We start from the raw sequence: 26,006 nt of genomic DNA on the forward strand, positions 1-26,006 counted from the left end.
ACCACCTCCGCGGCCGAGGGTGGACCGGCCGCTGCCGGATTGACAAACGTCTTTGCCGAAACTGCAATGCAGGCATGACTACGGACGACGTCCTCGCGGGCGTGGGACCCCGGCTGCGCCGGCTCCGCAAGGAGCGGGAGGTCACCCTCGCCGCCCTCTCCGAGACCACCGGCATCTCGGTCAGCACCCTCTCCCGGCTGGAATCGGGCCTGCGCAAGCCCAGCCTGGAGCTGCTGCTGCCGATCGCGCAGGCCCACCAGGTGCCCCTGGACGAACTGGTCGGTGCCCCGCCGGCCGGCGACCCCCGGGTGCGTGCGAAGCCGATGGAGCGCCACGGCAGGACCTTCCTGCCGCTCACCCGGCAGCCGGGCGGCCTGCAGGCCTTCAAGGTGATCGAACCCAAGCGGAAACCCGAACCGGAACCGCGTACCCACGAGGGCTACGAATGGCTGTACGTGCTGTCCGGGAAGCTGCGGCTGGTGCTCGGTGAGCACGACGTCGTGCTGGGGCCGGGGGAGGCGGCCGAGTTCGACACCCGGGTGCCGCACTGGTTCGGGTCGACGGGGGAGGGGCCGGTGGAGTTCCTCAGCCTGTTCGGGCCGCAGGGGGAGCGGATGCACGTGCGGGCGCGGCCGAAGCGGACGTGACGAATCCGGCGTTCCGCCGGGGAGGCTGTTCCCTCGATGGCAAGCGACCGCTTAGTATGCGGTGGACCCCGGTCAGACGACGCAGTCGACGCAGTCCCGTGGAGGCACCGCATGCAGGCATGGCAAGTGCACGAGAACGGCGAGCCGAGCGAGGTGATGCGGCTCCAGGAGGTGGAGCGGCCCACGCCCGGCGACGGCCAGGTGCTGCTCAGGGTGCGTGCCGCCAACATCAACTTCCCGGACGTCCTGATGTGCCGGGGCCACTACCAGGTGCGCCCGCCGCTGCCGTTCACCCCTGGGGTGGAGATCTGCGGCGAGACCGAGGACGGGCGCCGGGTGATCGCCAACCCCGCGCTGCCGTACGGCGGCTTCGCCGAGTACGCGGTCGCGGACGCCGCCGCGCTGCTGCCCGCGCCGGACTCGCTGGACGACGCCGAGGCCGCCGCGCTGCACATCGGCTACCAGACGGGCTGGTTCGGCCTGCACCGCCGGGCGGCCCTCCAGGCCGGCGAGACCCTGCTGGTGCACGCCGCCGCCGGCGGGGTCGGCAGCGCGGCCGTCCAGCTCGGCAAGGCGGCCGGGGCGCGGGTGATCGGCGTGGTCGGCGGCGCCGACAAGGCCGCCGTGGCCCGCGAGCAGGGCTGTGACGTCGTCGTCGACCGGCGCGCCGAGGACGTCGTCGCCGCCGTCAAGGAGGCCACCGGCGGCCGGGGCGCCGACGTGATCTACGACCCGGTCGGCGGCGAGGCCTACACCCAGTCCACCAAGGTCGTCGCCTTCGAGGGCCGGATCGTGGTCGTCGGCTTCGCCAGCGGCACCATCCCCAGCCCGGCGCTCAACCACGCCCTGGTGAAGAACTACTCCATCCAGGGCCTGCACTGGGGCCTGTACGCCACCAAGAACCCCAAGCTGATCCTTCAGTGCCACCAGCAGCTCACCGAGCTGGCCGCCAAGGGCGCCATCAAGCCCCTGGTGAGCGAGCGGGTGCCGCTGTCCGAGGCCGCGGCGGCCGTGCAGCGGGTGGGCGACGGCGTCACCACCGGCCGGGTCACCGTCGTACCGAACGGAGCCGCAGCATGACCGACGCCGCCGAACTCCAGCGCCGCACCGCCGAGTTGCTGGCCGCGTATCCGGTGGAAGACACCGATCGGCTCGACTTCCTCAAGGCCCGCTTCGACGCGGGACTCGCCTGGGTGCACTATCCGGAGGGCCTCGGTGGCCTCGGCGCGCCCCGCTCCCTCCAGGCCGTCGTGGACGCCGGGCTGGAGGCCGCCGGCGCCCCCGACAACGACTCCCGCCGCAACGGCATCGGGCTCGGCATGGCCGCGCCGACCATCCTCAAGTACGGCACGGAGGAGCAGAAGCAGCGCTTCCTGCGGCCGCTGTGGATCGGCGAGGAGGTCTGGTGCCAGCTGTTCAGCGAGCCGGGTGCCGGCTCCGACCTGGCCGCGCTCGGCACCCGGGCCGTGCGTGAGGGCGACGCGTGGGTGGTCAACGGGCAGAAGGTGTGGACCTCCGGTGCGCACAACGCCCGCTGGGCCATCCTCATCGCCCGCACCGACCCGAACGTGCCCAAGCATGCGGGCATCACCTACTTCGTCTGCGACATGACCGACCCCGGCGTGGACGTGCGGCCGCTGCGGCAGGTGACCGGCGAGGCCGAGTTCAACGAGGTCTTCCTCACCGACGTCCGCATCCCCGACGCCCACCGCCTCGGTGAGATCGGCGACGGCTGGCGGGTCGCCCAGACCACGCTCAACAACGAGCGCGTCGCCATCGGCGGGATGCGGCTGCCCCGCGAGGGCGGCATGATCGGGCCGGTCGCGAAGACCTGGCGCGAACGCCCCGAACTGCGCACCCACGACCTGCACCAGCGGCTGCTGAAGCTCTGGGTCGAGTCCGAGGTCGCCCGCCTCACCGCGGAGCGCCTGCGCCAGCAGCTCGTCGCCGGACAGCCCGGCCCCGAGGGCGCCGGCATGAAGCTCGCCTTCGCCCGCCTCAACCAGGAGATCAGCGGCCTGGAGGTCGAACTCCGCGGCGAGGAAGGCCTGTTGTACGACGACTGGACCATGCGCCGGCCCGAACTCGTGGACTTCACCGGCCGGGACGCGGGCTACCGCTACCTCCGCGCCAAGGGCAACAGCATCGAGGGCGGGACCAGCGAGGTCCTGCTGAACATCGTCGCCGAGCGCGTCCTGGGCCTGCCGGCCGAACCGCGCACCGACAAGGACGTCGCCTGGAAGGACCTCGCCCGATGACGGATCTGCTGTACTCGGAGGAGGAAGAGGCGCTGCGGGCCGCGGTACGGGATCTGCTCGCCGACCACTGTGACGCGCCGGGCGTGATCGCCCGCACCGAGTCGGACGCCGCGCACGACGCGGCCGCCTGGAAGGCCCTCACCGAGGGCATGGGGCTCGCCGGGCTGCTGGTCCCGGAGGAGCTGGGCGGCCAGGGCGCCTCGCACCGCGAAGTCGCCGTCGTCCTGGAGGAGCTGGGGCGGGCGGTCGCGCCCGTGCCGTATCTGACCAGTGCCGTGGTGGCGACCGAGGCGCTGCTGGCCTGCGGCGACGGGCAGCTGCTCGGGAAGCTGGCGTCCGGGCGGACCGTCGGGGCGCTGGCCGTGGGGCTGCATGTCGCCCCGGGCGGCGGGTTCAGGACCGTACGCGTCGTAGACGGGCGTCTGCACGGCGAGTTGACCGGGATCGCGGACGCGGTCGCGGCGGACGTGCTGCTGGTGCCCGGGGACGACGGCGGGCTGTACGCGGTCGAGGCGGGCGCCGTGACCGTCACCCCGCAGGTGTCCTTCGACCTGACCCGGCCGCTCGCCACGGTGACGCTGGACGGCGCGGCGGGACGCCGCGTGGGCGATGCGGAGCCGGCGGTACGGCGTGCCCTGCGGGCCGGGGCCGGGCTGCTGGCCTCCGAGCAGTTCGGCGTCGCCGAGTGGGCGTTGACGGAGACCGTGCGGTACCTCAAGGAGCGCAAGCAGTTCAACCGGCCGGTGGGCGGGTTCCAGGCGATCAAGCACCGGCTGGCACAGCTGTGGCTGGAGGTGGTGAACCTTCGCGCGGCGGCGCGCGGTGCGGCCGACGCGCTGGCCTGCGGCGGTGATGCCGACGTGTTGGTGGCCGTTGCGCAGGCTTATGCGGGGCCGGTTGCCGTGCACGCCGCCGAGGAGGCGCTGCAGCTGCATGCGGGGATCGGGATGACCTGGGAACATCCGATCCATCTGTACCTGAAGCGGGCCAAGGCGGATTCCATTGCTTTCGGTACGGCGGGGGTGCATCGGGAGGCCTTGGGCGCACTGGTTGATTTGCAGGCGCCGTGATGTAACGGATTTCGGGCGCGGGTGCGTGGGGGCCGGTCGCGCGGTTCCTCCCCCAGCCTTCGGCTGGGGGTACCCCCAGCGCCCCTTCGGGGCGCGCTGCCGTCGAGGCTCGTATGAAGTGAACCGGGGATGGCGGTCCAGCCAACTCCCTGCGCAGGTACACCGATTGGGGTCTGTTCGAACGCATACTCCCTTGGGTCACTCATGGCCCTACAAGGGAGGCAGAGCATGGCCCTCACCACCCGTCGCAGAGCCCTCACCACCCTCGGTGCCGCCCTCGCCGGCGCCGTCGTACTGCCCGGCGCGCAGGCCTGGGCGGGCGACGGCCGCCGTGGCCGGCGGCCGCTGTGGCGTGCCCACGCCCACAACGACTACGAGCACACCCACCCCCTGTACGACGCCCTCGGCCACCGCTTCGGCAGCGTCGAGGCCGACATCTTCCTCGTCGGCGACCAGCTCCTCATCGGCCACACCGAGGACGACCTCGACCCGAGCCGCACCCTCGAATCCCTCTACCTCGACCCGCTGGCCGCGATCGTCAAGGCCAACCACGGCTCCGTGTACCGGGGGTGGCGCAGGCCGCTGCAGCTGCTCATCGACATCAAGACCGAGGGCTCCTCGACCTACCTGGAGCTCGACCGGCATCTGCGGCGCTACCCGCACCTGTTCACCACCTACGCCCACGGCCGGGTGATCCCCGGTGCGGTCACCAACGTCATCTCCGGCGACCGTGCCGCCCGCACGCCGATGGAGGCGCAGACCGTGCGCCGGGCCTTCTACGACGGTCGGCTCACCGACCTCGGCACCTCGGCGCCCGCCTCCTTCGTCCCGCTGATCAGCGACAACTGGCAGCTCAACTTCACCTGGCTCGGTGCGGGTGCGTTCCCCGACGCCGAGCGGCAGAAGCTGCGCGACATCATCGGCCAGGCGCACGCGCACGGTCAGACGGTGCGCTTCTGGAACACCCCCGACGTGGCCGGCCCCGACCGCGACGCGCTGTGGGGCGAACTGCTCGCCGCCGGCATCGACTACTTCAACACCGACGACCTGGCAGGCCTGGAGGCCTTCCTGGACACCCACGCGTCGTCGTAACACCACTCGAACGGGGGCCGTGTCAACCGCACGGCCCCACCCTCCGCTACGCCACACTTGCGGCCGAACGCCCCGAAACGGGCGTGGCGGAGGAGGTTCGCGATGGCCGTTTCCATCTCTGTGGTGCTGCTGCTCCTGTTGCTGGCCGTGATCTTCATGCGCCAGGGCGCGCTGAAGATCTCGCACGCCCTGGTCTGCATGCTGTTCGGGTTCTTCCTGGCCAGCACCAGCATGGCACCGACCATCACCAGCGGGCTCACCGCGACCGCCGATCTGGTCAGCAGTCTGAAACCCTGAGCGGCCGGCTCAGGGTCTCCAGAAGACCCCGATCCCGTTCGCCACGGCGCGCTCCGGGCTCTCGGTCGGGTGGTTGAGCACGCTCACCGTCTTCGCCCCCGCGGCGCGTGCCACCATCGTCGTGGAGCCGCCACCGTCCAGGCTGAACGCGTCGACCGCCCCCAACTGCCGCATCTCGTCGGCCACTTCGGCGATGGTCATGCCGCTGCGGTAGGCCACCGCGCCGTCCAGCGCGAGCAGCAGCAGCCTGCGCCCGCCGCTCGCGTAGCCCACGGCCGTGCGCACGGCCGCGGTGGTGTCGTTCAGCCCGGCCAGCGGCTCGCCGCCGCGCAGCACCGGGTAGCCGCCGACGGCGAAGCGGTACGGGATCCTGGTGGCGGACGGCATCAGGAACTCGCGCACCGTGACCCGTTCGCCCTTGGTGAGGGCGCGCAGCCTGTCTGCGCCCGCCTCCCGGCCGAGCAGGACGGTCGTACCCGCGGCGATCGCACCGCTGCCCGGGGTGTCGGACATGGCGACGACCCTGCCGGCGCGGATCCGCACCTCGTAGGTGTCCGTGCTGCACCCGGCGGCCCGGCTGGTGTCCGAGCCGCAGGTGGCGCGCTTGCGGGAGGCCGAGCCCCAGGCGGCGGTGTAGGCGCCGACGGACCCCTGCGCCAGGGCGTACTGGTTGAGCCCCCGCAGCGGGAGGGTGGCGTCCCGGGTGCGGGCCGTGCCGACGAGCGTCAGCCGGTCGAGCCGGGCCCGGCGGTCCACGCCGACGCCGAAGACGTCGGTGGTGTCGGTGCCGGGCGGCAGCGACGGGCCGAAGCGCTGGGCCGTCGGCACCGCCGACTTGAGCACCCCGCTGTGCGCGATCGCCGGGCCGACGCTCGCGCCGGTCGCCTCGACGCCCGGGTGCTGGGTCTCGTTGATGTCGAAGAAGTCGCCGTTCACGCCCGCGACCGCCCCCGCCGCGTCCGCCATCGCGGACACCGGCGACCGTGCGGCCACCGCGCCCGGCGAGAGCAGGTCCACGCGGACGTGCGGGTCGGTCAGGTCGACGGTCAGCAGATGGGCGTGGACCGTGCCCTTGGCCGCCGGGAGGTCGAACTGCCGGTAGGTGATGCCGGACGCGATCCGGCCGACGCCCGACGCGGCGCCGGCCGGTGCCGCCCCCGTGAGGGCCGCACCGGCCAGCACGCCGGACGTGGTGAGAATCGTGCACAGAGTTCGGGTCTTCGCCGCAAGCCGTCTCCGACGATGCGTCACCGCACCCCCTGATGTCTCGTCAATTTCTCCAGGACTCAGGGAAGTGCAGCAGACCGGGGTGACCGGCGGGGCGGCTAGCCGTCGACTACGCGAGAACGGGTGAGGAAACGCACCCCCTCGGGTGCCTCCAGGGAGAAACCGCTCCCCCGTCCGGGTACCACGTCCACGATCAGCCGGGTGTGGCTCCACACCTCGTACTGGCTGCGGGACATCCAGAAGGTGACCGGCTCCTCGACCCCGTCCACCGCCAGCTCGGCCAGCAGCACGTCCGAGCCGCCGGTACGGAACTCGCCGTCCGGATAGCACATGGGCGCGCTGCCGTCGCAGCAGCCGCCGGACTGGTGGAACATCAGCGGCCCGTGCTCGGCACGCAGCCGGCGCACCAGCTCGGCGGCGCGCGGGGTGAGTTCGACGCGCGCGGGCGCGGTCCTGTCGTCGTCCATGGGCACCGTCCTGGGCCGGGGGCGTCGGATCCCCTCAGTCTCACGCGGCGTCACAGGCGCGTCCAGCGTGCGTCGTCGACCGTTTGCTCACGGTCGCGGCAGCAGGCCCTCGACGGTCCGCTCCAGGAAGGGCAGGGCGCGCTGGCTCCACACGGCCAGGGTGATCGAGGCGGCCACCGCGGTCAGGGCTACCGGGCCCAGCGGGGTGCAGCCGAAGAAGCGGCTGACACCCGGGGTCTCGATCACCGTGAGCAGGACGGCGGCCGAGCCGAGGGAGGTGAGGCGGACCAGTGCGCTGTCCCGGCGGTCCAGCAGAGTCTGGATGAGCTGGGTGCCGACCACCGCGGTCAGGGCCATCGTGCTGGAGCGGCGGGCCGTGCCGGGGGTACCGCGGCCGATGAGCCAGGCCATGAGCGCGCCCGCGCTGGTCGTCAGCGCGCGGTGCCGGATCTGCCGGAGGAGGGGCGCGCCGAGCACGGCCGACGGCGACCCGGGGTTCGACCGCTCCGCCGTCTCCTTCGGGGTGACCGCCACCGCCATCGCCGGGAACAGGTCGGTGAAGAGGTTGACCAGCAGCATCTGACGGGTGGACAGCGGAGCGCTGCGGGACAGCAGGGTGCCGAGGATGCCGAAGCCGATCTCGCCCGCGTTGCCGCCGATGAGGATGGCGACGGCGTCCGCGACGCTGTGCCACAGCGAGCGGCCCTCCCGGACGGCGTCGATCAGCACCGTCAGGTCGTCGTCGGTGAGGACGAGGTCGGCGGCGTTGCGGGCGGCGGCGGAGCCGCGGGCGTTGATGCCCACCCCGATGTCGGCGGCGCGGATCGCCGCCGCGTCGTTGGCGCCGTCGCCGACCATGCCGACCACCCGGCCGGCGTCCCGCAACGCCTCGACGACCTGCAGTTTCTGTTCCGGCGCCACCCGGGCCACGACACCTGCGTCGCGGAGCACCCGGGCCCTGCCCGTCCGGTCGGTGTCGGCCAGGTCGTCGCCGGTCACCACGACGGTGTCGTCGGGCCAGCCCAGCTCCGCTGCGATCGACCGTGCGGTCTGCGGGTGGTCGCCGGTGAGCATCACCGGCCGTACGCCCTCCTCGCACAGGCCGCGTACCAGCGCCGCGGAGGTGTCGCGCGGGGTGTCGGCGAAGCCGAGCAGCCCGAGGAACTCCAGTTGCTCCAGGGGGGCTTCGAGGATGTCGGGGGCCGTCCGGGAGTCGTCGTCCGTGCGGCGTCGGGCGACGGCCAGGACGCGCAGGCCCTCGGCGGCCAGGGTCTGCGCCGTCTCCGAGGCGGGTTGGGCGGTGCCGGAGCACGCGGGCAGGACGGTCTCGGGCGCTCCCTTCACCACCAGCAGGGGCGGCTCGTCGCCGGACCGGCCGACGGCCGCGGCGTATCCGCGGGCGGCCTCGAAGGGGAGACTCTCCGACTGCTCCCACTCGGAGCCGGGTCCGGCCGCGTCGAGGACCGCCGCGTCGGTGGCGTGCTCCGGCGGGCCGTCACCGTCGTCGACCCGGGGGCAGGCCCGGGCCGCCGCCCGCAGGATGCCGGCCGCCGCCTCGTCGTCCGGGGCGTGGCTCCCCCCGTCGGCGTCGGCCACCTTCACCAGGCGCAGCGTGTTCTCGGTGAGGGTGCCCGTCTTGTCGAAGCAGACGGTGTCCATCCGGCCGAGCGCCTCCAGCGCACGGGGTGCCCGGACCAGGACCCCGCCCCGGCTCAGCCGCCGGGCGGCGGCGAGCTGGGCCACCGTGGCCACCAGCGGCAGCCCCTCGGGCACGGCGGCGACGCCGACGGCCACACCCCCGCTCACCGCCTCCCGGATCGGGGTCCCGCGCAGCAGGGCCAGGCCGGTGATCGCGGCGCCGCCGCCGAGCGTCAACGGCAGTGCCTGCGCAGTGAGTTCGTGCAACCGGGCCTGCACACCGGCGGCCGGTGGCGTCCGCGCGGCCAGGTGTACGGCGCGGGCCGCCTCGGTGCGCTCGCCGGTGTCCACCACGACCGCCCGTGCGTGACCGGCGGCCACCGTCGTGCCCTCGAAGACCATGGAGTGCCGGTCGGCCACCGGCACGTGCGGGGTCGCGGCGGTGTGCTTCTCGGTCGGCACCGACTCGCCGGTCAGCGCGGACTCGTCGACCTCCAGGCCGTCCTCGGAGAGCACGCGGGCATCGGCCGGTACCACGTCGTCGGTGTGCAGGTCGATCACGTCGCCGGGCGCCAGGCGTGCCGCGTCCACGGTGTGCGTGTCCGGTTCCTCGGTGGAATCGGCCACCCGGGCCTGCCGTTTCTGCTCGGCGAGCAGTCCGGACACGGCCTGTTCGGCCCGCAGCCGCTGGACCCCGCCGATCAGCGCGTTCAGGTCGAGCGCGCCGACCACCAGCAGGGCGTCCACCGCCGAGCCGACGATCGCGGAGGCGGCCGAGCCCACCGCCAGCACCGGGGTCAGCGGGTCGTCCAGCTCGCTCCGTACGGCCTGGGCGAGCCGCCGCGTCCACCGCACCGGCACGAGCAGCGGGTTCCGGGACGGTTCGGCGGACTGCCCCCGCTCACCGGGCGGTTCGGTCTCCCGCTCGTGCTCCAGCCGCTCCAGGGTTTCCCGCGGTCCGAGTTCGTGCCAGTGCACCCGTGCCCTGGGCCGCGGGGCCTCGGCCTTCGCCACCCGCAGGGCCGCCACGGTCCCGGACAGCAGCGCGGTCGCCGCGGCGCCGTCCACCGGTGCGTGCCGCAGGCCGGGCAGCGCGATCCGTCCGCCGCCGCGCGCGCTCCTCGACTCGCCGACGGCCACCAGCAGTCCGGAGAGCGCGGCACCCGACCGGGCCAGGGTCTGCGAGCGGCGGCCCACCCGGCGCGCGGCCGGTATCGCGGTCAGCAGCCGCCACACGTCGGGCAGCCCGTGCAGGGCGAGGGCGTCGGCGCTCCAGACGACCGCGCTGCCGTCGTCGGTGAGCGCGAGCGCGATGTCACCGGCGAGCAGCCCGGCGAGCACTCCGTTGTCCCTGCCCGACCACAGCCGGGCCACCGTGATCACCGCGCCCGCGTCCTCGGGCAGGGAGCACACGACGTCGTCCAACGGCCGCCGGACGTCCACCACCTGGTCGGCGAGGCCGGTGAAGTCCTCCAGCGCCGGGTCCTCCACCAGCACCACCCGCAGCCCGGCGCGCCGGGCCGCGTCCAGCACCGGCTCGGTCCAGGGGTCGGGCTCTCCCTCGGTGGTGCACACCGCGCTCGGATGCAGCACGATCGTGCCGGTCAGCTCCAGCGCCCGCAGCCGCTCCGGATCCCGGACCAGCAGCCCGGACCGGGCCAGTACGGCGCCGAGCACCGCCTCGAAGGCGGTCGGCCCGTACCTGGCGGCCTTGGGGGAGCCCGCGAGCACCGCCTCCGCCGCCTCGGTGACGTCGTGCTTGACCAGCAGGGTGGCGGCCGCGCCCAGCACACTGCCGGCGAAGGCGTGCGTGGCGTACTCCTGGGCCGGGGTGGTGCGCAGGGCCGGACGGGGATGGCCGCCGTCGCCGACGCTCGGCCGGTCCGGGGTGCACAGTTCGTCGTGGAAGAGCTCGAAGGCGGCCGCCCGCGCCATGGTGTCGGCGAGCTGGCAGCCCCGCAGACCCGCGTCGAGCAGCAGCGCGGCGGGCGTCTGCCCGGCCCCGTGAGCCGCGGCGTTCGCACAGGTCAGCAGCAGGTCCATGGCGTCGGCGCCCAGGCGTGCGCGGATCATGCCACGGACGCGGGGGTTCTCCCGGAGCACCGTCACCACCGCGGTCACCGCACGCGGGGACGGCGGCAGCCGCAGGGCGTACGCGGCGACGCCGACGCCGGTGCCGACCAGGTCGGCCGCGAGCGTCGCGAGGGCGGCCCGGATGCCGTCCGGGTCGGCGGGATGCGTGACCTCCCCGGCGGCGTCGGGGTCCGCGACGAGACCGTGTCGGGCGGCGAGGTCGGCGGCGTGCCGTACGACGTCGTCGGTGACCGCCTCCTCGGCCGCGGCCACCACCAGGCGGCCGAGGCCCTCGTCCCAGTAGGCGAACAGGACGTCGGGGTGCTCCGCCAGCGCCTCGGCGACATGCCCGGCGATCCGCCGCAGGCCGCCCGCGGCCCGCGCCTGCCCGGGGTCGGCCGCCCGCAGCGCGAGGTGCGACCGGGCGCCGGACCGCCACTGCCGCCGGTCGCCGAGCAGTGCGGTGCGTGCCGCCCGCGTCATTCGGGCGGCCGTGTCCAGGCTCCTGACGCCGGCCCGGGCGGTGCCGGCCGCTGCTCCGGCGACCGCACCGACTCCCGGCGCGGCCACCCGGGCCAGCAGCCGGGGCGCCTCGGACAGGACCGCCGGCAACCCGAGCGCCATCGCACGTCACCCCCGGCCCGGTCAGCTGGTGGGCGGTGGGGGCTGATCGGCGAGCGGCGGCTCCTCGTCCCCGGGGGACGCTCCCGGGGCGGCGGGCGGTGCCGTCGTCGGGTCGGTGGGCGGCGCGGCCGGACCGGCGGACGGTGGGGTGCTGGGTGCGTCCGGGGCGGCGGTCGGTGGGGTGGCCGGTGGGGTGGTGGGAGCGTCCGGGCCGGCGGTCGGTGGGGTGGTGGGTGCATCCTGACCGGCGGTCGGTGGGGCCGGTGCTGACGGGCCCGTGGCCGGTGATGCGGCCCCGCTCGGCCGTGTCCAGGCGCCGCCCGGCAGCTCGTCCTCCAGCATCGGGCCAGGGGCGACGGTGGCCGGGCCGTGCCGCGGCGTGGTCGCCGCGTCGCCCATCGCCACGTAGGCGCCGTGGCCCGCACCGCCGGTCATGTCGCCGGCCGCCTCCGGGCGGGCGGTCTCACCGTCGCCGTCGTGGTGCGGGCGGGGCTGCGTGAGCCAGGCCACCGCCGCACCGGTCACGGCGACCGGCCACTCGACCAGTCCGGCCACCCCGAGCACTCCCGCTCCGGCGTACACGGCCATCCGGCGGCCCCGGGGCGAGACGGCCCCGATCCTGTCCAGGGTTTCCTCGGCGGCCTTCGTCACCATTCCGGCGCCGGGCACCTTGCGCACCGCGGAGGCAGCGTTCCGCAGGGGCGCGGTGAGGGCCGAGGACGACTTCTGCTCAGCCATGACTACTCCTCGTCGATGCCAGAACCACGTTCTCTGCCTTGCTGAGTGCCCATGAACGAGAAGGTCATCCGGGATCTATCGGATAAATCGGAAGGCCTTCGGTCGGGGCCGTCGTGCGGTTCCCCGAGTCCGCCCATTGACCGGAAGGCGTCCGCATCCATAGCCTCCATCTCCGTATGTAGATGGTTTTCGGCAGTAAGGACGCTCTCCCATGAGTCAGCCCGTCGTCACCCGCTTCTCCGTGTATCCGGTGGCAGGCCGGGACTCGATGCTGCTCAACCTCTCCGGCGCGCACGCCCCGTACTTCACCCGCAACGTCGTGGTCGTCGAGGACTCCGAGGGCCGTACCGGGCTCGGTGAGGTGCCCGGTGGGGAGGCGATCACCCGGACCCTGCGGGACGCCGCGTCCCTGGTCGTCGGCTCCCGGCTGGGGGACCACAAGCGGGTGCTGCGGGCCGTGGGGGAGGAGTTCGCAGGGCGGGACGCCGGCGGTCGCGGCGCGCAGACCTTCGACCTGCGCACCACCGTGCACGCCGTCACCGCCGTGGAGTCCGCGCTCCTCGACCTGCTCGGCCAGCACCTGGAGGTACCCGTCGCCGCCCTGCTCGGCGACGGCAAGCAGCGCGACTCGGTACGCGTCCTCGGCTACCTCTTCTACGTCGGCGACCCGGACCGCACCGACCTGGACTACCTGCGCGAACCCGACTCGGACGTCCCCTGGTACCGGATCCGCCGCGAGGAGGCCCTCACCCCGGAGGCGGTCGTCCGGCAGGCGGAGGCGGCCTACGGCCGCTACGGCTTCCGGGACTTCAAGCTCAAGGGCGGCGTGCTGGAGGGGGCCGAGGAGGTCAGGGCCGTCCAGGCGCTCAAGGACCGCTTCCCCGAGGCCCGGATCACCCTCGACCCCAACGGCGCCTGGTCCCTGCGCGAGGCCGTGGAGCTGTGCCGCCCGCTGCTCGGCACCCTCGCCTACGCCGAGGACCCCTGCGGGGCCGAGGGCGGCTACTCCGGGCGCGAGATCCTCGCCGAGTTCCGCCGGGCCACCGGGCTGCCCACCGCGACCAACATGATCGCCACCGACTGGCGGCAGCTCACCCACGCCCTCGCCCTGCAGTCGGTGTCGATCCCGCTGGCGGACCCGCACTTCTGGACCATGCAGGGCTCGGTGCGGGTGGCGCAGCTCTGCCACGAGACGGGACTGACCTGGGGCTGCCACTCCAACAACCACTTCGACATCTCGCTCGCGATGATGGCGCACTGCGGTGCCGCGGCCCCCGGCGAGTACAACGCCCTGGACACCCACTGGATCTGGCAGGAAGGACAGGAGCGGCTCACCGTCGAGCCGCCGAGGATCACCGACGGCCAGGTAGCCGTCACCGACGCCCCCGGGCTCGGCGTCCGGCTCGACAGGGACCGGCTGCTCGCGGCCCATGCCCGCCACGAGGAGCTGAACCTCGGGGCGGGCCGGGACGACGCGGCCGGGATGCAGTACCTCGTGCCGGGCTGGAGCTTCGACGCCAAACGGCCCTGCCTGGTGCGGTGAGCCGTCAGGCGCCCTGCGCGGCCGAGGACTTCTCGGCCGCGGTGTGCCCGGCCGCCCTGAGCGTGCTCTGCTGCCGGGGTGCGCGCAGCAGGACCACCGCGACCAGGGCGGCCAGCAGCGTCAGGCTTCCCGCCGTGATCAGGCACAGGCGCATTCCGTCCAGGAAGGAGTCGCCGAGCGAGCCCATCGTCTGGCCGGTGCGGGCGCCCAGGTCCAGATCGGCGACCGCGCCGAGGCCGTCCGTCTGTGCGGTCGTGACGATGCGCTCCTGCGCCGCGCCGGTGACGCCGGCGTCGGCGAGGTGACCGGGCAGCGCGTCGAGGGCCCGGGTGGTGAGCAGCGCGCCCAGGACGGCCGGGCCGAGGGCGCCGCCGACCTGCCGGAAGGCGTTGTTGCCCGCGGCGGCCATGCCGGCCAGGTGGTACGGCACGGAGGCCACCGCGGTCGCGGTCATCGCGGTCATGACGAAGCCCATGCCGAGGCCCAGCAGGGCGAGCCGCCAGGCGGCCGAGCCGAACGAGGTGTCGGCGGCCAGACCGGTCAGGGCGAACAGGGCGGCGGTGACCACCAGCAGACCGCCGGTGATCATCACCCGGGGCGAAATCCGGTGCATCAGCCGCCCGGCCGGCCCGCCGACCAGCAGCGCCGCCCCGGTGACCATCAGCAGCCGCCACGCGGCCTGCATGGTGTCGAGTTGCTGCACCATGCCGAAGTAGAGGCTGAGCACGAAGAAGAACCCGATGAGCGCCAGGAAACTGGTCGTCGCGACCAGCGTGGTGGCGGTGAAGGCGGGGCTGCGGAACAGGGTCAGGTCCAGCATCGGGCTGTCGCTGCGCCGCTCCGCCAGCACGAAACCGGCGCCGGCGACCACGGCCGTGAACAGCGCCACCATCACCTTGACGTCGGTGAACGAGCTTGCACCGCCCTCGATCACGCCGTAGACCAGCGCGGTGACCGCGAGCGTCGCGGTGAGCTGGCCGGGCCAGTCCAGACGGCGCCCGTGCGGTGCCCGCGAGTCGGCGAGCTGCCGCGCCGCGACGGCGACGGTCAGGAGCGCGACGGGAACGGTCGGCAGGTAGATCCAGCGCCAGGAGAAGTGCTGGACGATCACACCGGCGAGCAGCGGACCGACCGCCAGGGCCGCCGTCAGGCAGGTGGCCCAGATGCCGATGAACTTGCCGCGCTCCCGGTGGTCCGGCACCGCGTGGCTGATCAGCGCCAGCGTCGTGGGCAGCAGTGCCGCCGCGCCGACGCCGGCCAGGGCCTGTCCGGCCCAGACGATGTCGACCGACTGCGCGCACAGGGCGGTGACCGCGCCCGCCGCCGAGAACAGCAGGCCCGCCTGGAACACCTTCTTGCGCCCGTGGACGTCCCCGAAGACGCCGGCGGTCAGGATGAACGCGGCCATCGGCAGCACGAACGCGTCCTGCACCCAGGACAGCTGGGCGGTCGAGGCGTTCAGCGCGGCCTGCAGGGCGGGCAGGCTCACCGCGACCGTGGTGACCGGAAGGTAGGCGACGAAGACGCCCAGGCAGGCCATGACGATCGTGGCCGCCCGTCGCTCGACCGGCCCGCTGGCCGGTGTCGTGACGTTCACGGAGATACTCCTTCGCGGCGCGCCGCGCCGCGGTCGAAGGCCACCGGCGTCTCCGGTGGCCTGTGTCGAACGGGCTTCCGAGGGGAAACCCGCCGCCACAGCATCCGATCCCGTGCGCGCAACCGCCAAGCAGGTGTGTCCATCGCCGTAGAATCCTCCAGATCATCGATACACGTGGCACACTTCCACCATGCTTGACGAGGTGGACCGAAAGATCCTCCGCGCCCTCCAGTGTGCGCCGCGGCTGCCCTTCCGGCGGATCGGCGAGGTGGCCGGAGTCTCCGAGCAGACCGCGGCCCGCCGCTACCAGGCGCTGCGCCGCGCCGGGGCGTTGCGGGTGGTGGGGCTGGTCAACCCGTGGGTGTACGGCGCGGCGCAGTGGGTCACCCGCATCCGCTGCCGCCCCGACCGGGTCGACCCGCTCGCCGACGCCCTCGCCCGGCGCCCCGACATCTCCTGGGCCCACCTGGCCTCGGGGGGCTCGGAGATCGTCTGCGTCATGCGCTCGCCGCTCGACGTGCCGCGCGAGGACGTACTGCTCCGGCAGCTGCCCAGGTCCGCCTCGGTCCTGGACGTCAGCATCGACCTGATCATCCACAGCTACGACGCTCCCGGCACCGCCGGCTGGACCGGCTACGGCGACAGCCTCGATGCCGGGCAGGTCCGGCAGCTGACCTCGGAACGGCCGCCGCCCGCCCCCGGGCCGCCGCCCCCACCGGCCGCCGAGGACGCCCCGCTGCTCGACGCACTCGCCCAGGACGGCCGTACCACCCACACCCGGCTCGCCGGACTCACCGGCTGGTCGCTGTCCCGGGTGGCCCGCCGGCTGGAGTCGCTGGAGGGCTCCGGAACCCTGGAGTACGAGGTCGAACTGCTCCCGGAGCGGCTGGGGTTCGGGCTCAACGCCATCCTCTGGCTGCGGGTCGCCCCCGCTCACCTCGAGCGGGTCGGCACGGAGACCGCCCGGCTCGACGAGGTCCCCTTCGCCGGCGCCATCAGCGGGGAGCACAACCTGATGGTCAGCGTCATCACCCGGGACCCCGAGGACTTCTACCGCTTCCTGACCACCCGCATCGCCGCGACCCCCGGCATCGACGGCTACGGCGTCAGCATCAGCATCCGCCACCTCAAGAAGGCGGCATCCCTCATCTCCCGGGGCCGACTGGTACCGCCGACGTCCCTCTAGACGGCATCTCCGGCATCCCCGGCCCGCTGTGTCTTCGGTGTCCCGGGCGGCCTCGGCGGCCTCGGCGTCCTCCGCCGCCACGACCGACACGGGCGGTCTCCGTACCCCGCGCATCAGCAGGCCGGTCGGCCGCCGCAGTACCGCGTGCGCGGGTCCGCCCGGGACACTCGCCCTGGCCCGGCCGGAGATCGACGGCTTCAACGCCGGGCTGCGCGCCCTGCTCGGCGCCGGCGGCTTCACCGACACGGCCGCGGCCCTGCACCGCCTGGCCCACGGGGAGCCATGACCGCGGTCAGCGGTCGCGGTGGGCCCGGCGGGCCTCCAGCAGCAGCGGCAGCAGGGAGAGCACGACGATCGCGCCGACCAGCGGCAGCAGGTAGCGGTCGATGTGGGAGACCGAGGAGCCCAGGGCGTACCCGGCGAGGACGAAGGTCTGGGACCAGAGGACTCCGCCGACCGCCTGCCAGACGGTGAACGGCCGTACCGGCACCCCGAGCGCCCCCGCCGCCGGGTGCAGCACCGACCGGAGCATCGGCACGAAACGGCCGATGACCAGCGCCTTGCCGTACCCGTAGCGGGCGAGCAGCTGCTCCGCCCGGGCGGCGCCCTCCCGCACCCGCGGCCGCGAGGTACGGGCCAGCAGCGGCCGCCCGCCGTGCCGGCCGATCAGATAGCCCACCTGCCCGCCCGCCACCGCGCCGACGGCCGCGCACACCAGCACCTGCCACAGCTCCAGCCGGGGCCCCCGGTCCGTGGTGGCCGCGCACAGCACACCGGCCGGGAACAGCAGCGTGTCACCCGGCAGGAAGAAACCGACGACCAGCAGCCCCGACTCGGCGAAGATCACCGCCAGGACGCCCAGCGCGCCGAAGGCGGCCAGCAGCGAGCCGCTGTCCGTCGGATTGACGGCGATCACCACGCTCGCCTCCCCGCCCCGCTCGCCGGCCGTCTCCCCCAAGTGTCGCGTGACGGCGGCCGCGGACCCGCCTTCAACACCACGCGTCCGGATGCCTCCCGGCGGTCACCGGGGCGTCAGGCGTGCTGCATGCTGCCCAGGATGTCCAGGCGCGCGGCCTGCCGGGCCGGCCACCGGGCGGCTGGTGGAAGCGGCCCGGGGCATCGTCGGACTCCGGCCGTGTCCCGGACCCGCCCACGGATCTGCACCGGCGGACCCGCCGTCAGCCTCCGGTGTGACGATCCCGGCCGGCCCTGCTTCCGCCGGGGACGGCGGGCGTGACCGGGCGGTTCACCTGCCCCAGATCCTCCGGTAGGCCGCCCGGTAGCCGGGTGGGTCCCAGGCCGTGGCTCCGGCGCTGTTGGCGGCCGTCGAGACGTGGGTGGGGGCGACATAGCCGCTGGCGGGACGGCCGGAGAAGGCGCGGTTGAACTCGTCGACGATCTGCCAGCCCTGCTGCGACAGCGGCTCGGGAACGGTGGCGGCCTGGTACTGCCCGCTGTTGATGCGCTGGAAGGCGGACGGGTCGCCGTCCCCGGCCCCGATGTTGACGGGCGGTCCGGTCCCCTTGCGGCCGGCCGCGCGGAAGGCGGGGGCGGCGTCGGCGAAGTACAGGTCGTTGATGGCGACGGAGTGCGTCCACGTGTCCGGGAAGCGGGAGAGCAGCGAGGCGATCTCGCGCGGGGTGCGGCTGCTCGCGTCCGGGATCGGGATGTTCTCGTACGCGAGCAGCCGCACCCCGGCGCAGGTGGCGAGTTCCGCCCTGATCAGGTCGGACTTCGTCCTCGCGAACGGGACCGAGGCGTCGGTGAACAGGACGACCCCGGCCCGGCCGCCGGAGTTCGCGATGATCCACTGCGCGCTGATGCCGGCCACGTCCTCGACCCGTGTGGTGACGTTGGTGAAGAGCGGGGGCCGTCTGCTGGGGCCCGGGGCGACGACCGCGTGCCAGCCGACGAGCGGGATGCCGGCCGCGCCGGCCTCGGCGACCTGCTGAGCGGTCGAGCCGGGGTCGAAGCCGCCGATGACGATGCCCGAGGGCCGCAGGGTCACGGCCTCGCTCATGGCCGCCTGGATGCCGGCGGGGCTGCCGGCTCCGTCGATCACCCGGACGTTCCAGCCGATGACGTGCGCGGCTTCCCGCAGGCCGTTCGCGACGCCCGCGACGCCGGGATTGGTCATGGTCTCCGCGACGAAGACGACCGTCCTGCCGGACACCGCCCTGGGGCCGGTGGTCGGTCCGTTCCAGGCGGTGTCGGTCCGCTCCGCCTGGGCGACGGCGGCCCCGGCCGAGGCCTCGGCGGCGGGACAGCCCCCGGGGCCGGTGGTGGAGACCACGGGACCGTTCGACGAGCCGTGCTGGCACCCGGTCAGGGCGGCTGCCGCGGCCAGCAGCGCGAGGGCGGCGGCCCGGGCGGCGCCGCCCCGGGGAGCGGCGGCCTTGCGGGTGCGGGAGGCACTGGTGGGTGTCATGGCGTGGTGCCGGCGGTGCCGCCTCCGGACGGCGCCGTCGGCGGGCGCGGCGCGGAGGGCGGTGCGTCGCGGGCCGCGTCGGCCCCGGTGCGCAGCCGGCGGGCGGAGTAGCCGGCCAGGCCGACGGCGAGCAGCAGCGTGCCGCCGTAGAACAGGGGGACCGTCCAGAACGCGGCGCCCAGCTGGCCGATGCCGGTGAGGCCGACGGCGAGCACGGCGACGGCGACGAGCGTGCCGAGGGCGTTGGGACGGCCGGGTCTGATCGCGGTGGAGCCGAGGAGGGCGCCGACGAACGCGGGCAGCAGGTAGTCGAGGCCGACGCTGGGATTGCCGATCTGCTGCTGGGCCGCCAGCAGCACCCCGGCGAAGCCGACGATCAGCCCCGAGGCGGCGAACGCGTAGACGGTGTACCTGCGGGTCGGAATACCGACCAGTTCCGCGGCGCGCGGATTGGCACCGATGACGTACAGGAACCGGCCGAGCGGCAGCCGCTCCAGTACCACCCAGAGGACGAGGGCGAGGGCGAGGACGTAGAACGCGGGCAGCGGCAGGCCGAGGAGCGTGGAGTCGTAGAGGTCGGTGAAGGCGGACGGCAGACCGGCCGGGCCCGGGACGATCCGGCCGCCGCCGGTGACCCAGCCGGTCACGGCGTACAGCATGCTGCCGGTCCCGAGGGTGGCGATGAACGAGTCGATCCGGCCGAACTCGACGACCACGCCGTTGAGAACCCCCACCGCCCCGCCTCCGGCGATCACCGCGAGGCAGGCCCAGGCCCAGGGCCAGGCGGCGTCGACGACGAGCCGCAGCACCATGACGTGGGCCAGGCCGAGACCGTAGCCGAGGGAGAGATCGAAGGAGCCGGTCACCACGGGGACCATGGCGGCGAGCGCGAGGACGGCCGGGATCGACTGGGTGGACAGGATCGAGTCGAGGGTGTCCCGCGTGGGGAACGTGCGCGGCAGCGCGAGGGAGAAGACCAGGACGAGCAGCGCGGTGAGGACCAGCAGACCGTAGGCGGCCGCGAAATGCCGGGCCGGAGCCCGGCGGAGCGGCCGGGAGCGCGGGGCGGAGGGCGGGGGCGCGGCGGTCATGAGTCCGTGGTGGTTCCGGGGGCCGGCAGGGCCGAGGCCGCGCGGGCGAGCCCGGTGACCGTGAGGTCCGCGCCGCTCAGCTCGGTGGTCACGCGGCCGCGGACGAACACCAGGGCGCGCCGGCACACGCCGGCCACCTCCTCGAAGTCGGTCGAGACGAGCAGGACCGCGAGACCGTCGGCCAGCGCCTCGTCGAGCAGGCGGTGGACCGCGGCCTTGGCCCCGACGTCCACGCTCGCGGTCGGCTCCTCCAGGACCAGCAGCCGCAGGTCCACGCCGAGCCAGCGGCCGATCAGGACCTTCTGCTGGTTGCCGCCGGAAAGGGTGGCGAGGGGGGCCTCGCCGTCGCTGGGCCGCACCGCGAACCGTTCGATCAGCTCCGCGGCCCGGGCGCGTTCGCGGCGCGGCGCGGCCCAGCGCAGTGCCGGCAGCCCGCCCGCCCGGGGATTGGCCAGCAGGTTCTCGCGCACGGTCAGCCCCATGGCACAGCCCTCACGCTGTCTGTCGCCGGGCACGAGGCCGACCCCGGCCGCGACGGCGTCCGCGACCGTACGGGGCCGGTAGGGCCGCCCGTCCAGGAGCACCCGGCCGCCGAGGAAGGGCCGCGCGCCGGCCAGCGCGCGGCCCAGTTCCAGGTGCCCGGCGCCCGGGAGGCCGACCAGCCCCAGTGCCTCCCCGGCCCGCAGCTCCAGGGCGACCGCCGCCGTGCCCGCGGTCCGGGCGCCGTCGAGGACCAGGACGGCGGGGCCGCCCGCGGAGACGGCGGCGGGGAGCGGGCGGCCCGGTTCCCCGCCCGTGATGCCGCGGGCCGGTTCTGTGCCGACGATGTCGCGGACCAGCAGGGCCGGGTCGTGGCCCGCCAGCCGGCCGTGGCTGACCAGCCTGCCGTCGCGCAGGACGGCGAAGGCGTCGGCCACCTGGTACACCTCGTCCATGCGGTGGGTGACGTAGAGGATGCCGTGTCCCCGGTCCCGCAGGGCGTGCAGCACACGGAAGAGCCGGGCGCAGTCCGGGGCGGGCAGGCGGGCGGTCGGCTCGTCGAGCACGACGAGCCGCGCGCGGGCCGCCAGTGCCCGGCCGACGGCGACCAGCGAACGCTCCGCGGGACCGAGCCGCGCGACCGGCGTGTCCGGATCGAGGTGCCCGGCGACCGTCTCCAGGGCCTCGGCGCAGCGCTCCCTGGTCCGTCGCCAGGAGATCAGTCCGGCGCGGCGCGGGTATCCGGTCGTCAGGGCGATGTTCTCGGCGACGGTCATCCACTCCACGAGCCCGAGGTCCTGGTGGATGAAGGACATGCTGCGGGTGGCGGCCTGGCTTCCGAGCGGGTGCCCGGCCACCGCGACCGACCCCGCGTCGGCCTGATGGACCCCGGCGAGCACCTTGATGAGCGTGGACTTCCCGGCGCCGTTGGGGCCGAGCAGGGCGAGGACGCTGCCGGCCCGGACATCGAGATCGACCCCGTCCAGCGCGCGGGTCCCGCCGAACCGCTTGGCGAGCCCGCGGATCCGTAGCAGGGGGTCGGGAGGCTCGTGCACGGACAGCTCCGGGGGTCGGCCTGACATCTTCTTCTTCCCGACTCTCCCCGGTGATACTAGTGGGGCAAATCGCCGTATTGCGGATTTCACGCTCGAAGGGCCGGCCGGGATGCCGGATCCGGGGCCTGTGACGACACCGACGGGTCAGCCGCGCGAGCCGCGCCGACGGTCCCGGCTCCCACGGCCTCAGGCGGCGTCGAGCCCGCACTCGGCCCAGATGACCTTGCCCTGCCGGATGTAGCGGGTGCCCCAGCTCCGCGCCAGCTGGGCCACCAGGAACAGGCCGCGGCCGCCCTCGTCGGTGGTGGCCGCCCGGCGCAGGTGCGGGGCGGTGTTGCTGCGGTCGGAGACCTCGCAGATCAGGGTCCGGCCGTGCAGCAGCCGTACCCGGACGGGGCCGGAGCCGTGGCGGATGGCGTTGGTGACCAGTTCGCTCAGCACCAGCTCCGCGGCGAACCCGGCCTCCTCGAGTCCCCAGTCGGCGAGCCGGCGCATCGCCGAGGAACGGACCTCGCTGACGAGGGAGGGGTCGGCGGGCAGGTCCCAGGTGGCGATCCGGTGTTCGGGCAGTGCGTGGGTACGGGCGACGAGCAGGGCGATGTCGTCACGGGGGTGGACCGGGGCCACCGTGTCCAGAAGCGTCTCGCAGATCTCCTCGGGCGTGCGGTCCGGGTGGGCGAGGGCGCCCCGCAACCGTTCGAGGACCAGGTCCACGTCGCGGTTGCGGTCCTCGATGAGCCCGTCGGTGTAGAGGACCAGCCGGCTGTCCTCGGGGAGAGCGATGTCGACGGCCTCGAAGGGCAGGCCGCCGAGGCCCAGCGGGGGCCCGGCGGGCAGGTCCGGGAAGGTGACCGTGCCGTCGGGGCGGACGAGCGCGGGAGGCGGGTGCCCGGCGCGGGCCATGGTGCACTGCTGCGTGGTCGGGTCGTAGACGGCGTACAGGCAGGTCGCGCCGAAGATGCCCGTGTCGCCCGCGGCGGGGGCCTCCCGGTCGAGGCGTCCCACCAGGTTGTCGAGGTGGGTGAGGACCTCGTCCGGGGAGAAGTCGAGTTCGGCGAAGCTGCGGGCGGCGGTGCGCAGCCGCCCCATGGTGGCGGCGGAGAGCATGCCGTGGCCCACGACGTCGCCGACCAGGAGGCCGACCCGGGTGCCGGAGAGGGGGATGACGTCGTACCAGTCCCCGCCCACGTCCGACTCCGCGGGCAGGTAGCGATGCGCCACGTCGACGGCGTCCTGGTCGGGCAGACCCTGCGGGAGCAGGCTGCGCTGCAGGGTCAGCACCATGGTGCGCTCGCGCGTGTAGCGCCGGGCGTTGTCGATGGACAGGGCGGCGCGGCCGGCGAGTTCCTGGACGAGGGAGCGGTCGTCGTCGTCGAAGGGCGCGAGGTGCTGCCCGCGGTAGAACGCGGCCACGCCGAGGACGACGCCGCGGGCCACCAGGGGGACGGCGATGAGCGAGTGGACGTGCGCCAGCATCACCTCGGTGCGCGGCGGGTCGTGGGCGAGCCATCCCATGGTGGCCCTCAGGTCCGGTTCCAGCACGGCCTGCCCGCCGCTCAGGCAGCGCAGGTGCGGCGTGGCCGGGCCGTAGTCGACGCGCTTGCCGACCGGGTGGAACGGACAGTCGTCGGCGATGCCGTGGACCACCGTGCGGTACAGGTCGGTGAAGGGGTCGGCGGCCTCCTCGCCCCGCAGCACGGCCTCGGGCAGGTCGATCGTGACGTAGTCGGCCAGCCGTGGCACCGCCGTCTCGGCGAGTTCCTCGGCGGTGCGCCGCACGTCGAGGGTGGTCCCGATGCGCGTGCTGGCCTCGGTCAGCAGCTCCAGGCGGCGACGGGCGGCGAGGGCGTACCGCCCCACATGCGGCTCTCCGACCAGCACGAGCCCCCTGGCCGAGTGCTCTGTCGGAGGCTCTGCGGGGGGCGGCGAGCCGCGACGACCGCCGGCCGCGACGCCGGGGCGGGCTCCGGAGCCGTAGCCGCCCGCCGTCCAGCCGGGGCCGCCGGCCGTCCCGTGGTCCCCGTCCGCGGTGCCGCCCGGACCGCCCGCCGACGCGTCCGTGCCGCGTGTCTCGGCCCGGAGGGGTACGAGGCCGGGGGCCGCGGTTCCGGGTACGGTCGCGGGCGCCACGGAGACGGGGACGGCCGCAGACGGCGGGACGGCGAGAACGACGGACGTCGCCTGGACGACGGAGGCGGGCGCGGAGGACGCGGCGGGTTCGACGGACGCGGCGGTGTCGTGGGCGAAGTCGGCGGGGACGAGGACGGGGCGCCGCGCCTCCTCGGCCGGCCACGGGACGAGAAGGGGCTCGTGCGGTGCGGGCCCGGGCAGCACGGCCTCGATGACGAAGCCCTGCACGCCGGTGGCGGTCGTCGTCGGACGGCTGACCAGCGTGATCCGCCGACCGTCGGACAGGGTCACGTGGACGGCGGCTCGCTGCGCCCAGGAGATCAGCTCGACGGCCTTCTGCATGAGAATCGCCCGGTCGCAGGGGCGCACCCCGAGGGCCGGCTCGCTGAGACCCACGCGGTGGTGAGGTCCGGCGGCGGTCTCGGCGCCGGTGTCCAGGTACGCCCGCAGCAGGGCCCGCTCGCGCTCGGAGCTCTGTCCGAGCAGCCGCCTCTCGATGGCGTGGGCCGCCCGGCGTATCACGGTGGCCAGCGCCGGGTCCTCGGCGCTGCGCGGGTAGCCGAGGCACAGGACGCCCTCGATGCGGCCGCTGATCGGATCGCGGACGGGCAGCGCCCGGCAGGCGTTGCCCTGTGCGCGCTCGGCGAAGTGCTCGGCGCCGTAGACCTGGACGAGCTGCCGCTCCGCCAGGGCGAGCCCGATCCCGTTGGTGCCGGCGTACCGCTCCGCGAACACGAACCCGGGGACGCGCTGGAACGCCGGGAGGCTTCTGGCCAGCGACGCGTCTCCGAAACGACGCAGCAGGACCGTCCCGTTCGCGTCCGCGACGGAGATGTTCATCCTGCTGCCGGCGAACCGGGACTGCAGCCGGTCCAGCACCGGTACGGCCGCACGGATGATCCGGGCGTCATGCTCGAAGTCGTCCCGGAAGGGGAGTCCGGGCTGGTCGGGGGAGAGCCCCAGGGCACGGCAGCGCTGCCACGAGTGCGAGATGGGAGGGCGTACGCCGACCTCGACCGCCTCGCCCTGCAGGAAACGCTCACGCGAGCGGGCGGGCCCCTTGCCGTCCGTCGCTGCCGCTTTCCCGCCGCCCCGAACCACGCTTCGCCTCACTCGCGTCCGCCGAGTCCGTTTCGCTACAACTTCACCACAACAACCTTTACTACAACATTAGGGTATACGTGAGGTTACAGACATTGCGCACTCGTCGTCACAGGACGGCGACCGGGTTGACCGGCGAGCCCGTCCCGCCCGGGATGTTCAGCGGCGCCACCACGAGCAGGAACTCGTACCGCCCGGCCCGGGCCGTCGCGGCCGACAGGGCCTCCAGGTCGAGGTTGTCCAGCAGCGGCACCCCCATCGCGGCCACGGCGAGGGCGTGGACGGGCGAGTGCACGCCGTCCACGGGGGAGGGCCGTACGTCACTGTCGCCGTCACCCCCGAGCAGCGCGATGCCGCGCTCGGCCAGCAGCGGTACGGCGTCCACGTGGAGGCCCGCGCAGGCCGTGCCCGGGTCCCAGGCGCCGAGGTCCGCGCGACGGCGGGTCCGCCCCGAGCGCAGGAGCACCGCGTCGCCCTCGCCGATCCGCACGTCGAGTGCCCGCTCCGCGGCGAGCACCTCCGCCGCGTGCACCGCCACTCCCGGCTCCAGCCAGCGGACCCCGAGCACGGCGGGGAGATCGAGGAGCACGCCCCGGGTGACGAGGGGGCCGAGCGCCGACACCGCTCCGAAACGGGCGCCCGCCGCGCCGACGACGTCCTTCGCCGTCCGGCCGTCGTAGAGCCGCCCGCGGTAGGAGACGTGGCACAGGGCGTCGAGATGGGTGACGGCCTTGCCGTGGTAGTCGGCGGCGACGAAGTCCTTGTGGGTGGCGGGCTCCGGGCTCTCCACGTCGCCGAGATCGGTCATGTGGTGCAGGGCGGGCCTGGGGTTGTCGGGGCCGGGCACGGTGTTCCAGGGCAGCGCCAGCGGTACGACCCGGCCGGACCGCACGGCGGCCACGGCCCGTCGTACCCACTGCGCGGTCACCCGGTTCCAGGCGCCGCGGTCGGCCGGGGTCCAGCGGCCCCAGGTGCGGACCTCCTCGAAGAGTGTGTCGAAATCCCGGCGGGAGACGGCAGGCCCGTTGCGGCCCCCGATGGGACCGGGGTCCGGGCCGTCCGCAGGGCTCGCGCTCATCCGTACTCACCGCTTTCCGCGTCGACACACGGCCCCGGCGGCGGGGGCAGCGCTCCGCGCGGCCGTACGCCGTCGCACGGGCCCGGCGACCCGTGGCGGCCGGCCGCCCGGATTCCCAGCCTGGCACGGCCCGCGCCGACGCGCCGGTTCACGGCGTCGGGCGCGCGGACGAGCCCCGGGCAGGCC

The 26,006-nt window shown here is 74.4% G+C and carries 20 protein-coding genes; 9 read left to right on the forward strand and 11 right to left on the reverse strand.

What is annotated here, in order from left to right; all coding sequences use genetic code 11:
- Positions 1 to 74 precede the first annotated feature (74 nt).
- The 6 genes from ACFY6U_RS23765 (at position 75) to ACFY6U_RS23790 (ending at position 5,364) form a co-directional block, all read left to right on the forward strand.
- Positions 75 to 647: a helix-turn-helix domain-containing protein gene (locus ACFY6U_RS23765; protein WP_390041180.1), complete on the forward strand. Its 573-nt coding sequence runs from the start codon at positions 75 to 77 to the stop codon at positions 645 to 647.
- Between the two features lie 111 nt (positions 648 to 758).
- A complete protein-coding gene (locus ACFY6U_RS23770; protein ID WP_390041182.1) occupies positions 759 to 1,727 on the forward strand; it encodes an NADPH:quinone oxidoreductase family protein in 969 nt (322 codons plus the stop codon).
- Positions 1,724 to 2,905 (forward strand): acyl-CoA dehydrogenase family protein, encoded by a 1,182-nt coding sequence (locus ACFY6U_RS23775; protein WP_390041184.1) that lies wholly within the window; start codon positions 1,724 to 1,726, stop codon positions 2,903 to 2,905. Before ACFY6U_RS23770 ends, ACFY6U_RS23775 begins: the two co-directional genes overlap by 4 nt.
- Positions 2,902 to 3,975 carry an acyl-CoA dehydrogenase family protein gene (locus ACFY6U_RS23780; protein WP_390041186.1) on the forward strand — a complete coding sequence of 358 codons (1,074 nt, stop codon included), beginning with the start codon at positions 2,902 to 2,904 and terminating at the stop codon, positions 3,973 to 3,975. The genes ACFY6U_RS23775 and ACFY6U_RS23780 overlap by 4 nt, the downstream gene beginning before the upstream one ends.
- Before the next feature lie 228 nt (positions 3,976 to 4,203).
- On the forward strand, positions 4,204 to 5,067 hold the full coding sequence (locus ACFY6U_RS23785) for a phosphatidylinositol-specific phospholipase C/glycerophosphodiester phosphodiesterase family protein (protein WP_390041188.1): 864 nt from the start codon (positions 4,204 to 4,206) through the stop codon (positions 5,065 to 5,067).
- A gap of 102 nt (positions 5,068 to 5,169) precedes the next feature.
- Positions 5,170 to 5,364, forward strand: a complete 195-nt coding sequence (locus ACFY6U_RS23790; protein WP_089105410.1) for a hypothetical protein — start codon at positions 5,170 to 5,172, stop codon at positions 5,362 to 5,364.
- A gap of 9 nt (positions 5,365 to 5,373) precedes the next feature.
- Here the strand turns inward: ACFY6U_RS23790 and ACFY6U_RS23795 are convergent, their stop codons facing one another.
- From ACFY6U_RS23795 to ACFY6U_RS23810, 4 genes are all read right to left on the reverse strand, one after another.
- On the reverse strand, positions 5,374 to 6,546 hold the full coding sequence (locus tag ACFY6U_RS23795; RefSeq protein WP_390041191.1) for a phosphodiester glycosidase family protein: 1,173 nt from the start codon (positions 6,544 to 6,546) through the stop codon (positions 5,374 to 5,376).
- 143 nt (positions 6,547 to 6,689) lie between these two features.
- Positions 6,690 to 7,058 carry a DUF779 domain-containing protein gene (locus ACFY6U_RS23800; protein ID WP_390041193.1) on the reverse strand — a complete coding sequence of 123 codons (369 nt, stop codon included), beginning with the start codon at positions 7,056 to 7,058 and terminating at the stop codon, positions 6,690 to 6,692.
- 87 nt (positions 7,059 to 7,145) lie between these two features.
- Entirely contained in the window at positions 7,146 to 11,393 is a 4,248-nt protein-coding gene (locus ACFY6U_RS23805) for an HAD-IC family P-type ATPase (protein WP_390041195.1), read from the reverse strand.
- A gap of 21 nt (positions 11,394 to 11,414) precedes the next feature.
- Positions 11,415 to 12,131, reverse strand: coding sequence for a hypothetical protein (locus ACFY6U_RS23810; protein WP_390041197.1), 717 nt, complete (start codon positions 12,129 to 12,131; stop codon positions 11,415 to 11,417).
- A 211-nt stretch (positions 12,132 to 12,342) separates the two neighbouring features.
- Here ACFY6U_RS23810 and ACFY6U_RS23815 point away from each other — a divergent pair, with 211 nt between their 5' ends.
- Positions 12,343 to 13,674, forward strand: coding sequence for an enolase C-terminal domain-like protein (locus ACFY6U_RS23815; protein WP_390041199.1), 1,332 nt, complete (start codon positions 12,343 to 12,345; stop codon positions 13,672 to 13,674).
- 4 nt (positions 13,675 to 13,678) lie between these two features.
- Here the strand turns inward: ACFY6U_RS23815 and ACFY6U_RS23820 are convergent, their stop codons facing one another.
- Positions 13,679 to 15,271, reverse strand: a complete 1,593-nt coding sequence (locus tag ACFY6U_RS23820; RefSeq protein WP_390041201.1) for an MFS transporter — start codon at positions 15,269 to 15,271, stop codon at positions 13,679 to 13,681.
- Between the two features lie 190 nt (positions 15,272 to 15,461).
- Between ACFY6U_RS23820 and ACFY6U_RS23825 the strand changes: the two genes are divergently transcribed.
- Both ACFY6U_RS23825 and ACFY6U_RS23830 read left to right on the forward strand, forming a co-directional pair.
- The gene (locus ACFY6U_RS23825) at positions 15,462 to 16,457 is read left to right on the forward strand and encodes an Lrp/AsnC family transcriptional regulator (protein WP_390041203.1); all 996 of its coding nucleotides are present in this window, start codon (positions 15,462 to 15,464) and stop codon (positions 16,455 to 16,457) included.
- A gap of 28 nt (positions 16,458 to 16,485) precedes the next feature.
- On the forward strand, positions 16,486 to 16,743 hold the full coding sequence (locus ACFY6U_RS23830; RefSeq protein ID WP_390041205.1) for a hypothetical protein: 258 nt from the start codon (positions 16,486 to 16,488) through the stop codon (positions 16,741 to 16,743).
- Positions 16,744 to 16,749: 6 nt separating this feature from the next.
- Here ACFY6U_RS23830 and ACFY6U_RS23835 read toward each other — a convergent pair whose 3' ends face one another.
- From ACFY6U_RS23835 to ACFY6U_RS23860, 6 genes are all read right to left on the reverse strand, one after another.
- Positions 16,750 to 17,373: a DedA family protein gene (locus tag ACFY6U_RS23835; RefSeq protein ID WP_390041753.1), complete on the reverse strand. Its 624-nt coding sequence runs from the start codon at positions 17,371 to 17,373 to the stop codon at positions 16,750 to 16,752.
- Positions 17,374 to 17,703: 330 nt separating this feature from the next.
- Positions 17,704 to 18,885 (reverse strand): substrate-binding domain-containing protein, encoded by a 1,182-nt coding sequence (locus ACFY6U_RS23840; protein WP_390041207.1) that lies wholly within the window; start codon positions 18,883 to 18,885, stop codon positions 17,704 to 17,706.
- A complete protein-coding gene (locus ACFY6U_RS23845; RefSeq protein WP_390041209.1) occupies positions 18,882 to 19,976 on the reverse strand; it encodes an ABC transporter permease in 1,095 nt (364 codons plus the stop codon). The genes ACFY6U_RS23840 and ACFY6U_RS23845 overlap by 4 nt, the downstream gene beginning before the upstream one ends.
- Entirely contained in the window at positions 19,973 to 21,538 is a 1,566-nt protein-coding gene (locus tag ACFY6U_RS23850; RefSeq protein WP_390041211.1) for a sugar ABC transporter ATP-binding protein, read from the reverse strand. Before ACFY6U_RS23850 ends, ACFY6U_RS23845 begins: the two co-directional genes overlap by 4 nt.
- Before the next feature lie 159 nt (positions 21,539 to 21,697).
- Entirely contained in the window at positions 21,698 to 24,742 is a 3,045-nt protein-coding gene (locus tag ACFY6U_RS23855) for a SpoIIE family protein phosphatase (RefSeq protein WP_390041213.1), read from the reverse strand.
- 109 nt (positions 24,743 to 24,851) lie between these two features.
- A complete protein-coding gene (locus ACFY6U_RS23860; RefSeq protein WP_390041215.1) occupies positions 24,852 to 25,820 on the reverse strand; it encodes a cyclase family protein in 969 nt (322 codons plus the stop codon).
- Positions 25,821 to 26,006 lie beyond the last annotated feature (186 nt).

Origin of the sequence: Streptomyces sp. NPDC013157 (genome assembly GCF_042899865.1) — a bacterium.
Taxonomy (GTDB): Bacteria; Actinomycetota; Actinomycetes; order Streptomycetales; family Streptomycetaceae; genus Streptomyces.